Raw genomic sequence first — 12,882 nt, forward strand, 5'->3', positions numbered from 1 at the left:
GTGACCGAGACAGGGGTAACTACCGGAACTGTGCCGGCATGTCAGACCCGGCACGTACGCTGACCTCAACACCACGAGCATTGACAAAGAAACAGCAAAGCCCCGCAGACTCCACAGGTCAGAAAGGGTGCTCCCCACGTACGTGGGGGTGATCCGGTCACACCCTCGTCATCCCGAGGCAGCACGTCGTGCTCCCCACGTACGTGGGGGTGATCCGACGGTCAGCATCATGGTCCAGTACCGGGCGTCGTGCTCCCCACGTACGTGGGGGTGATCCGCCGTTCAGCAGGCTGAGGAGGTACTGGCGGACCGTGCTCCCCACGTACGTGGGGGTGATCCGTTGCAGTGGGATGGCGATCTGTCCGTCGATGTGTGCTCCCCACGTACGTGGGGGGTGATCCGGCCGGGTTCCGCCCCTCCGGGCGGCTACGGCAGTGCTCCCCACGTACGTGGGGGTGATCCGCCGATACCGACGCCGACGCCGACGGCCCCTCAGTGCTCCCCACGTACGTGGGGGTGATCCGATCCAGCAGTTCACGCGGTACATCAGCATCCTGTGCTCCCCACGTACGTGGGGGTGATCCGGGTGGCCTGGCGCGGGTAGAGGCGCTTCCCACGTGCGCGTGGGGTGATCCGTCGGCAGGGTCGTACGTCCGGTGGGCCGGGGAAGTGTTCCCCACGCTTGGTGGGGGTGCTGTTCGGGGAGGGATTCGTGTCTGACGACGTTTTCGAGTGTCGTATCTGGGGGAAGTCCGAGGGGCTGCCGCCGGGTGTGTCGCACTACCCGCTGCTGTGCCATCTGATCGATACGGCCGTGATGGCAGATGTCCTGTGGGACGTCTACCTCAACCGTGCGCAGCGGCGGCTGATCGCGGCCGGGCTGGGGGTCGGCGAGGATGAGGCGCGGCGGGTGGTGGCGTTGTGGGCGGGGCTGCACGACATCGGGAAGGCGATCCCCGGGTGGCAGGCGTACCGGGCGGATCTGGCGGAGGCGCTGCACGGTGGCGGATTTCCGGGAGTGCCGGCGGTGGATGCGGAGGCGGTCGGCCGTCACGAAGCAGCGTCGCAGCTGCTTGGGCCGTCGCTTCTGGCGGGGCTGGGCTGGCCGGTGACGGGCGGTGCGCGGGACGGGCTGCCCGGGGTGGTGGCCGGGCAGATCCTCGGTGGGCATCACGGCCGGTTTCGTGAGCCGACTGTGCCGGGTGCGGTGGCCGATCCGGTCCCGTTCTGGCCGGGCCTCGGTGTGGGACGGTGGCAGTCCGAGCGGGAGGCTGTCGCCCGGGTGCTGGCCGAGATTACTGGCGCCCCGCCGTTGGGCGCCCTCGACGGGCGCGCGACGGTCCCGGCCGCGGCGATCACCGTCGTCACCGGCCTGATCGTCCTTGCTGACTGGCTCGTTTCTCAAGAGCACCACCTCGCCCGCCGGGCCCGTCGAGTGCCCGCCGTGCTGGACTCGGCGGCCGCGCACGCGTGGGCGAAGGCCAGCCGCCAGCAGGCCCGGAGCCTGGTCGAGGAGGCCGGGCTCGAAGTGCCGGTGCTCACTGGGTCGGCCGTCTCGTTCACCGACATGTTCGGCTACATCCCGATCACCACGCCGAATCTGCTGCAGCAGAGCATCGCCACGTACTTGCCCGGCATGCTGGCTGACGCGGCCGGCCTGACGCTGGTGACCGCTCCGACTGGCGACGGAAAGACCGAGGCCGCTCTCTATGCCGCGTCTCTCATGGGCTGCGCGGCCGGTACGCACGGCATATACCTGGCGTTGCCGACGCAGGCCACTACCGACCAGATCCACGGCCGCCTCGTCGACTGGGCAACCGCGAACCTGCCGAGCGCCGTCACCCGTCTCCACGGCTCCTCATGGATGCATCAGCCCGATGGCGAGGCCGAACCGCGCGTCATCCACGGCGACACCGGCCAGTCGGTTGAGGCAACCCGCTGGCTCCTGCAGTCCAACCGGCATGGCCTCCTCGCTCACCTTGCCGCGGGAACCATCGACCAGGCCCTGCTGGGGATGCTGCCGCTCAAGTACGGGCAGCTCCGCCACCTCGGCCTGTCCGGGAAGACTCTCATCATCGACGAAGCGCACTCCTACGATGCGTTCACTCACGCGCTTCTCCTGCGCCTGCTGGAGTGGTGCGGCGCCTGGCAGGTCCCGGTCGTCGTCCTGTCCGCTACCCTCACCGGCGACACGGCCGCCGGGCTGGTCAATGCTTACCGGTCCGGTGCCGGACACACCCGGCCCGCCAAGATCGAACCTGCCTACCCTGGCTGGTCGTTCACCGACGCCACTACCGGCCAGACCTGCACCCCGCCCGTACCCGTCGGCACCAGCCGGGGCCGCAACCTGCACATCCGCCTTGCCCCCACCCGACTCGGCGCCCCGCGTGAGCAGGCGATCATCCGCGAACTCGGCCAGCTCGCCGAACACGGCGGCTGCGCCGCGGTCATCTGCACCACCGTCGCCCAGGCTCAGGCCACCTACCGCGCTCTCGCCGCCGCCGGTACCAGCACCGAGCTGCACCTCCTGCACGCACGTCTTCCGGCCCACCAGCGCGCCGCCAACACGCAAGCTGCCGAGATTGCGTTCGGCCGCGTCAACAAGCCCACCACCCACCGTCCGGCCCGCGGCGTCATCGTCGCCACCCAGGTCATCGAGCAGTCTCTCGATCTCGACTTCGACCTCATCATCAGCGACCTCGCCCCCCTCGCCCTGCTCCTGCAGCGCGCCGGACGCGCCTTCCGCCACGGCCCCGAAGTCTGGGCAGCCGCGGGCCTTACCCGGCCGGCATGGGCCGGAACCGAACCCCGGATGACTGTCCTTTCCCCCCTCACCGCTCAAGGCGCCGCCGACTTCCACCCCGGCCCCTGGGGCGACGTCTACCCCGAGTCCCTCCTCCACCGCACCCACGAAATCCTCGACCAACACACTGGACCCATCAACATCCCCGGCGACGTCCAACGCCTCGTGAACGCCGTCTACGACCCCGTGTTCGCCTCCCGCACCCCCGACGCCCTGTTCAACGCTGACCGCAACCGGATCGCCGACGACGCCGCCCGCGCCGCCATCGCGCGCCTCGTCCTGGTCCCCGCCCCCGGCCGCACCCGGACCGCGAACCTCCACCGCCTCACCGACTCCAACGCCGACCCCGACCTGATCACCACCCGACTCGGCGCCGACAGCGTCCACCTCGTCCCCACCTTCACCAGCAAGACCGGCCAACCGTTCCTCGACCCCGAGAACACCGTCGAGCTCCCCCTCACCGGAGACACCACCGACGGACGGTTCAGCCGCGCCCAAGTCCGGCAGATCATGAACTACGCCGTACCGATGCGCGCCGGTGCCTGGCTCACCCAACTCACGCCCGACCAGCAACCCCCGACCACGTGGGCGCGCGAGCCGCGCCTGAAGCGGCTCGTCCTCCTGCCCCACCACCCCACGCCATCCGGCTACGAAGCCCCACCGATCGGCGGCCGCCACCTCCACCTCCACCCCGTACTCGGTATCGTCGAAGCCCGATGACCAGTAAGCCCGGTAAAGAAACGGAAAAGCCCTCGCATCCATGCAGGTCGCGAAGGGTTCTCCCCACGCATGTGGGGGTGGTCCGCGCTCTTACGTGGTGGTGGGCGCGAACGAGAGGTTCTCCCCACGCATGTGGGGGTGGTCCGGCGGTATGGCTCGCCCCGACGTTACCTTCTGCGTTCTCCCCACGCATGTGGGGGTGGTCCGTAACTGTGCACCCATGGGGTGCCCATACCTTAGTTCTCCCCACGCATGTGGGGGTGGTCCGAAGAGCGACCTCGACAAGCTCACCGACCGGGCGTTCTCCCCACACATGTGGGGGTGGTCCGCCACGGCCGCCCCTCATCCGGCCCACCGGCACGTTCTCCCCACGCATGTGGGGGTGGTCCGCGGATCACCCCGGACGGGCTCAAGCTGGACCCGTTCTCCCCACGCATGTGGGGGTGGTCCGTGCGCGGCCTTGGACTCGTCGCCGAGGCGGATGTTCTCCCCACGCATGTGGGGGTGGTCCGTTCATCGAGTTCACCAAGGAAAGCCTCCAGCTGTTCTCCCCACGCATGTGGGGGTGGTCCGATCTGGCGTTGGGTTCGGTCGTGTGGCGTGACGTTCTCCCCACGCATGTGGGGGTGGTCCGTCAACGGCCAGGACGTATGGGAAGGACGGCGGGTTCTCCCCACGCATGTGGGGGTGGTCCAAGAGCGTGTCGGCGCTCAGCGGAGCCGTGTCCGTTCTCCCCACGCATGTGGGGGTGGTCCGCTCCACCTGCCCGCTCTCGTCGAGCACGACGAGTTCTCCCCACGCATGTGGGGGTGGTCCGGCCGTCATTGGAGAACTGATCGAGGCCCGGAAGTTCTCCCCACGCATGTGGGGGTGGTTCGGAGCCCATGAGCGGCTGGGCCCGCCACTCCGAGTTCTCCCCACGCATGTGGGGGTGGTCCGACCCAGAACGGCCTGCCCTACCAGTGGGCCGGGTTCTCCCCACGCATGTGGGGGTGGTCCGAGGACGGCGTGCATGGCGCGGAGCTCGGCGCGGTTCTCCCCACGCATGTGGGGGTGGTCCGAAGGCCGGGGTGGACCTGGAGCAGCTGCTGCCGTTCTCCCCACGCATGTGGGGGTGGTCCGCACGACGGGCCCGGTACCAGCCGGGCCCGCCTGTTCTCCCCACGCATGTGGGGGTGGTCCGCTGGACGGGCTGCGGGACGATTACAAGGACATGTTCTCCCCACGCATGTGGGGGTACTCCGGCGGCCTGCGCCAGATCGGCCTTGTTGGACTGGTTCTCCCCACGCGGGTGGGGTGCTCTGCTGATCGGCTATTCGCAGCTGAACTTCCCGACTTCTCCCCGTGGCAGGCGTCCAGATCACTTTCCCACGTCGGTGGGGGTTCCAGTCATAAGCGCCGGCGTTGTCAGTCCTGCCGTATACGGTCGGCCGGGTGGGTACTCAATACGATGAACCGCCCCCGGTGCGGAGGGGGTTGGACGTGGCGATCGACCCGTGGGTTGACGTCACGATGACCGATGGCAGCCCTGGTCGGTTAGGTCTCGCTGGTCTTCTGGCCGAGGCGCACCGTATCGAAGCGCTGGCTGTGGGGATGCCGCCCGCGGAGTGTGGTCTGCTGCGCATTCTGTATGCGCTGGGGCTGCGGGCGGCCGGGCTGGAGGAGATGACCGGCGGTGACCGGTACGCGCTCCTGGAGGCTGGCCGGTTTGATCCCGAGCTGGTGGCCGGGTACTTCAGCCAGTATGAGGGCCGGTTCGGGCTGTTCGACCCGGCCCGTCCGTGGATGCAGGAGCCGCGGCTTCCCGGCCAGATGGATACCGTCCTTGAGTCCGGGCGCCGTAAGGGCGAGCGGGTGCGGAAGTCGAGCGGGGTCGGGAAGCTGGCGTGGGGCCGGGCGTCGGCGACGAGTTCGGCGTGGTTCGGGCCGTTCCACGACGGGAATCCGGTGCCGGTTCCGGCTGCCGAGGCGGCCCTGCACCTGGTTGCTTGGCTTTGGTACGGGCAGGGCGGGCCGCAGGGCCCGGACCGTACGACGAAGACGCAGAAGAAGCGGCACGCGTCGGTGGCGCCGCTGCGGGGCCTGGTGTCGTATCACCCGACGGGACGGACGCTGTTCGAGACGATCGTGCTGGGGATCCCGGAGGTTGAGGAACCCCCGGAGGTGGACGCGGACCTGGCGCCGTGGGAGGCGGACGTGCTGCCCGACCCGGACGGCACCCTGCCGGAGGCGGCCGGGCCGGTGAGTCTGCTGACGGCGCGCGCGCAGCACGCTCTGCTGCTGGTCCCGGACGACGAGCGTTCGAGTGCCAGCGACTTGTACGTGTCGTGGGCGTGGCCGGACACTCTTCCGGCGGTGCGGGATCCGTACGTGATGTGGCGGGAGAGCGAGAAGGGCACGCCGTATCCGCAGCGGGCCCAGGTCGGGCGGTCCTTGTTCCGTGACCTGGATGGGCTGCTGCTGCACGCCAACCCGGGTGCGGTCGCGCGGCGACCGCTGATCATGGACGCGATCCACGACGTCCCCGCGACCGTGCTCACACATGTGGGGGTGACGGCGTACGGGTTCGAGCAGAGCCGGGAGAAGGGCGGCGGTGAGGTCGGCTGGTACCGGTCGGCGACCCCGCCCGTGCTCGTGGCGCTGCGCGAGGAGGAGGCGGCGAACACGGCGCGGATCGCGGTGGTGCGGGAGCGGGCGGAGCTTGCCGGGTCGCGGCTGGTGTGGGCGCTGGATTCGGTGTGGAAGGAGACGGCCGTCCCGGCTGGGGGGAAGGTGCCGCCGTCGCCGTGGGGGAAGGCGGCCGAGGCCGGGTACTGGCCGCGGGCCGAGGCCGCGTTCTGGGAGATCCTCGGCGGCGGGGAGTGGGACAGCGCGCCGGAGGCGTTCGGGCGGATCGCGCTCGATGTGTACGACCGGCTGACCCGTGAGGCCGCCGACGCTGACGATCCGCGCACCGTGCGGGCCGCGGTCGTGCACCGGCGCAAGGTGCTGTCGGCGTTGCGTACCGGCTCAGTGAAGACCGACCAGGGGAAGGGGAACGCCGCATGAGCAGCAGCGAGCCTGCCAGGGGGCGGGCCGAGCGGGACCGCTTGGCGCAGGCGGATCGGTTTGTTGCAAGGATCGTCGCTGTGTGCCGCCGGGATACCGGGGCCGGGCAGGCGATCCGGTCGGCTGTCGGCCGGACCCCGGCTGAAGCCGTCCGTGCACACCGGTACGTGGCCCGGCACATCCGGGAGATGCCGGCCCAGGCGGAGGAGTGGGCGCACTACTCGGTTGCCGGGCTCGTTGCCCTGTATGACCCGCGAGCCAAGCCCGCCAAGGACCACTTGGTCACCGATGGCCAAAGCGTCGAGGAGGCAGCGGCGCTGACCTGGGGTGAGCGGCTGTACGGGCGGAACCTCGGCGGCGTCCTCGCCGCGCTCGATGCCCCAGGTGTGCGGGGTGAGGACGACCCCGAAGGGCCTTCCGCGCGACGGCTGCAGTCCCTCGCCCGTGAGGATCTCACCGGCCTGCACACCACCCTGCCCGGCCTCCTGCGTCGCGTGGCATCCGGGCGGCTGCTGCCCGACTGGGCCGTCCTGCTGCACGACCTGAGCGGCTGGGACCGCGACCAGGCCCGCGACGCCGCCGCGCTGCGCTGGTCGACCGCCTACTACACCCACCTTGCCCGTACCGTCCGTACCGGAAGCGAGAAGTAGACCGATGCCGTTCCTGACCCTGCACGCGGTGCAGACCATCCCGTACGCCAACCTCAATCGTGACGACCTCGGTGCGCCGAAAACCCTCACCTTCGGTGGCGCGACCCGGATCCGAATCTCCTCCCAGTCCCTGGGCCGTCCGCTGCGCGAGTTCGTCGAGGAGTCCACCGGTATCGAGGCCGTCCGGACCCGCCGCATCGCCACCCTGGTCAAGGATGCGCTGATCACGCGCGGCTGGGACGACGAACTCGCGGCCGCTGCCGCCGCACAGGTCCTCGACTCGGTCGCGAAGAAGTCAAAGACCGACAAGGTCGGGCTCGCCCTGGACGACAAGGGCACCAAGTCGCTGCTGTTCGTCCCGGCCTCGACAGGCGAGAAGCTCGCCGACCTGTGCGAGACCTACCGCAACGAGGTGGAGAAGGCGGCCCAGTCGAGCGCGAAGAACCCCAAGCCCGGGGTGCCGGCCGCCGAGGTCATCGACATCATCAAGTCCATCAACGGCAGCATCGCCCTGTTCGGCCGCATGCTGTCCGAGCTGCCCGGCGCCGGGGTCGACGCCGCCCGGCAGATGGCCCACGGCTTCACCACCCATGCCGCCCGCCGCCAGCCCGACTTCTTCACCGCCGTGGACGACGTCACCCACGACAGCGACGAATCCGGCAGCGGCCACATGAACCACGCCGAGTACGCCACCGGCGTTTTCTACCGGTACGCCGTCCTCGACCTCGACGAACTCCTCAACGACACCCATCTGGCCGGCGACACCACCACCGCCCGCGCCCTAGTCGACGCGTTCACCCGCGGGTTCATCCGCATCCTCCCGCAGGCGAAGAAGAACGGCACCGCCCCGCACACCATCCCTGACCTCGTCCACTTCACCGTTCGCACCGACCAGCCCGTCAACTACGCGGCCGCGTTCGAGCGGCCCGTCCAGGCTGACGAGGGCGGCGGCTTCGCTGCCCCGTCCCGGCTCGCCCTCGCCCGCTACGCCAGCGCCGTCAACCGGCTCGTCGGCACCGACGATGTCGCCTACAGCGGACACGCCACGATCGCCGACGGCGAGAACCTGACCGGCCTCGGCGACCGCGCCGACTCCTTCAAGGAGCTCACCGCCGCCGCGGTCGATGCCCTGTTCGGCCCGTACAACGCCTGACCTCCGGCTCCCCACGCCCGTGGGGGTTCCCACCGCCCGCCGCACCCGCATGCCCCACGGGGGCGGCGGCCCGAACGGAAGAAGACCATGCCCGGCATCGTCATCCACCTGTCCGGACCGCTGATGTCCTTCGGCGAGCACTCCCAGTTCACCGAACGCGACACCCATACCCGGCCCACCCGCTCCGCCCTCATCGGTCTCCTCGCCGCCGCGCACGGCCGCCCCCGCAGCGCCGACATCACCGACCTGACCGGCCTGCGGTTCACGATCCGTGTCGACCGGCCCGGCCAGCGCCTCGTCGACTTCCACACCATCGGCGGCGGCCTGCCCCAACACCTCACCGTCCCCACCGCCAAGGGCGACCGGAAGGAAGAAGGCACGGCCACGATCGTCACCCGCCGCCACTACCTCGCCGACGCCGCGTTCACCGTCGCCGTCGACCACCCCGACCCGGCCCTCATCACCGAGGCCGCCACCGCGCTGCGCCGCCCCCGCTGGCCCCTCTACCTCGGCCGCCGCGCCTGCCCGCCCGCCGGCCCTGTCACGGTCAGCCCCGTCGTAGACGACGCCGCCACGCTCCTCGACACCATGCCCCTGCACCGCACCCGCCCCTACGGCGCCGACACCGTCCCCGTCGTCTTCGCCTACGACCACACCCCCCACGAAGAAGCGCCGGCACGCAGCGTCCTCAACGACCAGCCGGTCAGCTTCCACCCCCACCACCGCGCCCACCGGCCCCGAACCGAATACGTCACCACCCGCCACCTGCCCGCCGACCTGTGCGCCGGATACGGAACGCAGTGGCTCAACGCCCTCGCCGACCACCAGGAGACCGCGGCATGACCACCACCACCGAACCCGCAACCCGCACGGCCTGGCTCACCCGGCTCCGCATCGACACCCGAAACCGGCACGCTCTCGATGTCCTCGATGACGGGGACCGCCTCCACGACGCCCTCATGCGGCTCCTGCCCGACCAGCTTGGCGCCACCGCCCGCGCCACCGGCGGACTCCTCTTCCGCATCGACGAGACCCCCGCCGGAATCCAGGTCCTGGCCCAGACCCGCACCGAACCCCGCCTCGACCGGCTCCCCACAGGCTTCACCCAGCCCGTCAGCAAGGACATGACCCGCTTCCTCGCCGCGCTGCGTCCCGGCGTGCCCGTCGCCTACCGGATCGCCGCGAACCCGGTCCGGCAGGTCGGGAAGAACGACCGGGACCGCAGACACCGCAAGGCGTGCGAAACAGCTCGCGCGCAGGGCCGTCCCGTGCCGAAGACGCCCCCGCCGTCGCGGATCCCGCTGACCGGGCAGGCAGCCGAAGACTGGTGGCTGGCCCGGGCCACCGCGAACGGCCTGGACGTCGGCACCATCCTCCGCGGCCCCGCCACTGCCCTGCACACGCACCGCGACGGCCGGCACCCCCGCCGTTCCAACCCGGGACGTCACCGCATCGCACTGACCGTGTTCGAAGGAGACGCCGTGATCACCGACGTGGACAAGGTCCGCGACGCGATCCTCACCGGGATCGGCCGCGGCCGAGCCTACGGCGCCGGACTCCTCAGCATCGCCCTCACATAGAAAGCAAAGGACCGGCAAACCGCTACCATCGGCCCAGGTCGCAAAGCCTCCTCCCCACGCTTGTGGGGGTGTTCCGCCCACCCCCCGCATGGTCGAGGCCCTGCGCACCTCCTCCCCACGCTTGTGGGGGTGTTCCGACCCGGATGGAGAACGGCCGGCCGCCGATTCTCTCCTCCCCACGCTTGTGGGGGTGTTCCGGTGCAGTCACCGGGGTTGAACGCGGCGCTTTCCTCCTCCCCACGCTTGTGGGGGTGTTCCGCCTCCGGCCCCGGTGCTGACCGTGTCGGAGCGCTCCTCCCCACGCTTGTGGGGGTGTTCCGCAGGAGGACGTCCAGGGCTGCATTGACCGGGCCTCCTCCCCCCTGTCGGCAACGGCTGAATCTGGGCCAGTCTGAGCGGTTCAATTCCGGGCCACCGCCCGGTCTCGGCGGTTGGCGTCAGTCGTTGTCGTCGCAACATGGACGACTGGGCGGGTGAGGAGGAGCGGCCCGGGGTGTGGCGGTCGCCCTCCGGGGCGGCCGAGGATCGCAACACCGAGGTCAGCTTCTACCCGGGCACCACCATGGTTGTGGCGGTCGCCCTCCGGGGCGGCCGAGGATCGCAACGCTTTGTGCGCGGACTGAAGGATGCTGGAGAAGTGCGTGGCGGTCGTCCTCCGGGGCGGCCGAGGATCGCAACGCCAGCGCGGTGACGCGCGTCTCCAGAGCAGCCAGGTGGCGGTCGCCCTCCGGGGCGGCCGAGGATCGCAACCATCTGGCTTTGCCCGGTGTAGCCGGGAGATCCGCCGCAACCGGCACCCTGTGAACGGCCAGTACCGGCCACACGCCGCGCACGCCCGAGCACGGGCCCGGCGGCCCCGCCTCAAGGGCGGGAAGATCGCAGCGAACCTGCAGCTACGTGACACCATCCAGTCATGGCTGGGACTGAAGTGGAGTCCCGAGCAGATCAGCCGGAGCCTGCGCCTGCACTTCCCCGACCAGCCGGAGATGCACGTGTCGCACGAGACGATCTACCAGACCCTCTACGTCCAGGGCCGGGGCGAGCTGCGCCGCGAACTCACCAGGGCACTGCGGACCGGCCGCACCCTCCGCAAGCCCCAACGCTGCCCGGACCAGCGCGTTCCGCGCTATCCGGCACCGATGGTGATGATCAGCGACCGGCCCGCAGAAGCCGATGATCGGACCGCGTCGTGCCAGGTCTGCAGCAGAACGTCCTCGACGGCCTGCCGTTCGGTGACCGAGGCAGAGCTGGTGACGAGGACCACGACGGGCAGCAGCGTGCTGGGAGACCAGCGGGTGATGGCGCACTGTTCGCCGATCAGCTCGCGGATCCGGGCCAGGATCTCAGGTGCGCGCCGGGCAGCTTCCTCCCGGGCCTCGGCCGATGCCGCCACGGTGCACAGTTCCTGTCCCTGAGCGCCGAGCATGACCGGTTCCACCTGACCGGCGAGGTCCTCGCCCACGATGTCGGGCCGCCGGTCCCGGATGATCCGCGGGAGAGCACTGGAGACAGCCTGTACGACGATGCCCGCGACCTTCGACCGGGGGGCGAGCACCTCGTTGACGCGCGCGGTCAGCGCAGCGCCGATCAGCCGGGCCTGGGTGCGCCAGGCGGGGCTTGAGCATCGCACGTGCAGGCGGTTGCTGTCGTCGATGCCAACCGGCTCCACGTGCCGGGCCACGTCCTCGCCAACTGCAGGGAACCACCAGGCCTCGAGATCGCTGAACCACTCCGGTTGCTCCGGCGAAGCCCCCTCGGTCAGCTGGGGCGCGGATCCAGATGCCCGGCCGGGCTCACCAAAATCACCACCGGCGTGCTGCCCAGCCTCGATGGCGCGCTGGCCAGCGGTTGGCTCAGCCGTGACTCGACGACGAATGACGGCTGCCGCTGAACATTGCTGTTACTCACTTTTGGGTGACGGCCCGTACGACCCAGGGTGGTGTGGCATGGCGAAGACGCAGCCGCAGCCAACTGTCGCAACGGGCTCGTGGCCTGCTGAGGCGTCAACTTTGCGCACTTCCGGCATGCATGGGCAGTGCCGTCGAGAGTCACAGAAATGCGGTCAACCAGTAACACTATGCATGTTTCCGGACACACCGTCTGCACGCGGTGGGCAGAGTGCGGGTGGCGGCCAGCCGGCCGCCACCCGCACATGGCACCGACCCCGCACCGTCTGTGAATGGCTGCTTGTGGGAGGGCGCCCGCACCATGCAGGGGGACTCCTTGTTTGTTTCCGTTTCCGTCACCGCCCGCCGTCTGGCTGCCACCGCGCTCGCGGCCGGCGCACTGGTCTCGGCAGTGACGCTGCCGGCGTCCGCGGCCGACCACGACCGCGCGAAGGTGGAGATCTCTCGCGTCCAGTACGACTCCCCGGGACGCGACGACCGCTCCAACCGTTCCCTGAACGGCGAGTGGGTGGAACTCACCAACACCACCCGCGAGAGGATCAACCTCAAGGGCTGGACTCTCAGCGACGAGTCCGGGCACACCTACACCGTCGGCCGCTTCCACCTAAACGGCCGCGCCACAGTCCGGATCCACACCGGAGAGGGCCGCGACACCCGCACCGACCTCTTCCAGGACCGCCGCGCCTACGTGTGGAACAACGACCGCGACACCGCCACCCTGCGCAACGACCGCGGCCGCTTCGTCGACGACCACTCCTGGGGTCGCCACGGAGGCCGCCACTGACACCCCACACCACCATCCTGGGACTGAGCCGCGGCCCCGCCACGCTCACACAGCGGCGCGCCGGAACCAGCCAGGACCCGGCGCGCCGCCGGCGTTGACAGACGCGGCATATCCAGGGCCGGCGACGCTGCATGGCCGGCAGCCGGGAGATGCGATGCCGAACGCAGCGCCCCGTCCCGCACGCCCCGGGCCGCCAACCGCGGCCGCCTGGAAAGACAGCCAGCTGTTGTCGGTTGA

General features: G+C 70.2%; 8 protein-coding genes, 1 pseudogene and 2 CRISPR repeat arrays. Of the genes and pseudogenes, 8 read left to right on the top strand and 1 reads right to left on the bottom strand.

What is annotated here, in order from left to right:
• The first annotated feature begins 712 nt into the window (after nt 1-712).
• The 7 genes and pseudogenes from cas3 to ABD858_RS35250 form a co-directional block, all read left to right on the top strand.
• Nucleotides 713-3,523, top strand: a complete 2,811-nt coding sequence (cas3, locus tag ABD858_RS35220; protein ID WP_345045496.1) for a CRISPR-associated helicase Cas3' — start codon at nt 713-715, stop codon at nt 3,521-3,523.
• A gap of 56 nt (nt 3,524-3,579) precedes the next feature.
• Nucleotides 3,580-4,767: a CRISPR direct-repeat array (repeat unit 29 nt; unit sequence GTTCTCCCCACGCATGTGGGGGTGGTCCG).
• A 238-nt stretch (nt 4,768-5,005) separates the two neighbouring features.
• Nucleotides 5,006-6,571, top strand: a complete 1,566-nt coding sequence (gene casA, locus ABD858_RS35225) for a type I-E CRISPR-associated protein Cse1/CasA (RefSeq protein ID WP_425586370.1) — start codon at nt 5,006-5,008, stop codon at nt 6,569-6,571.
• Nucleotides 6,568-7,221: a type I-E CRISPR-associated protein Cse2/CasB gene (locus tag ABD858_RS35230; protein ID WP_345045498.1), complete on the top strand. Its 654-nt coding sequence runs from the start codon at nt 6,568-6,570 to the stop codon at nt 7,219-7,221. The genes casA and ABD858_RS35230 overlap by 4 nt, the downstream gene beginning before the upstream one ends.
• A 4-nt stretch (nt 7,222-7,225) precedes the next feature.
• Nucleotides 7,226-8,374, top strand: coding sequence for a type I-E CRISPR-associated protein Cas7/Cse4/CasC (gene cas7e, locus ABD858_RS35235; RefSeq protein WP_345045500.1), 1,149 nt, complete (start codon nt 7,226-7,228; stop codon nt 8,372-8,374).
• An 87-nt stretch (nt 8,375-8,461) separates the two neighbouring features.
• Nucleotides 8,462-9,217, top strand: a complete 756-nt coding sequence (gene cas5e, locus ABD858_RS35240) for a type I-E CRISPR-associated protein Cas5/CasD (protein ID WP_345045502.1) — start codon at nt 8,462-8,464, stop codon at nt 9,215-9,217.
• Nucleotides 9,214-9,954, top strand: coding sequence for a type I-E CRISPR-associated protein Cas6/Cse3/CasE (locus ABD858_RS35245; protein WP_345045504.1), 741 nt, complete (start codon nt 9,214-9,216; stop codon nt 9,952-9,954). The genes cas5e and ABD858_RS35245 overlap by 4 nt, the downstream gene beginning before the upstream one ends.
• 47 nt (nt 9,955-10,001) lie before the next feature.
• Nucleotides 10,002-10,274: direct repeats of the CRISPR family, unit length 29 nt; unit sequence CTCCTCCCCACGCTTGTGGGGGTGTTCCG.
• A 450-nt stretch (nt 10,275-10,724) separates the two neighbouring features.
• Nucleotides 10,725-11,135: pseudogene (locus ABD858_RS35250) on the top strand (transposase); the annotation flags it as partial.
• Here the strand turns inward: ABD858_RS35250 and ABD858_RS35255 are convergent.
• Complete coding sequence (locus tag ABD858_RS35255) at nt 11,081-11,830, bottom strand: DciA family protein (RefSeq protein WP_345045800.1); 750 nt, start codon at nt 11,828-11,830, stop codon at nt 11,081-11,083. The pseudogene ABD858_RS35250 and the gene ABD858_RS35255 sit on opposite strands and share 55 nt — an antisense overlap.
• A 347-nt stretch (nt 11,831-12,177) precedes the next feature.
• Here ABD858_RS35255 and ABD858_RS35260 point away from each other — a divergent pair, with 347 nt between their 5' ends.
• A complete protein-coding gene (locus tag ABD858_RS35260; RefSeq protein WP_345045506.1) occupies nt 12,178-12,645 on the top strand; it encodes a lamin tail domain-containing protein in 468 nt (155 codons plus the stop codon).
• Nucleotides 12,646-12,882: the final 237 nt, after the last annotated feature.

This window comes from Streptomyces sannanensis, assembly GCF_039536205.1.
Taxonomy (GTDB): Bacteria; Actinomycetota; Actinomycetes; order Streptomycetales; family Streptomycetaceae; genus Streptomyces; species Streptomyces sannanensis.

Bases quoted from the DNA above. Each gene is read 5' to 3' on its own strand.
- ABD858_RS35230 (WP_345045498.1), top strand. From the start codon at position 6,568: ATGAGCAGCAGCGAGCCTGCCAGGGGGCGGGCCGAGCGGGACCGCTTG.
- cas7e (WP_345045500.1), top strand. From the start codon at position 7,226: ATGCCGTTCCTGACCCTGCACGCGGTGCAGACCATCCCGTACGCCAAC.
- cas5e (WP_345045502.1), top strand. From the start codon at position 8,462: ATGCCCGGCATCGTCATCCACCTGTCCGGACCGCTGATGTCCTTCGGC.
- ABD858_RS35245 (WP_345045504.1), top strand. From the start codon at position 9,214: ATGACCACCACCACCGAACCCGCAACCCGCACGGCCTGGCTCACCCGG.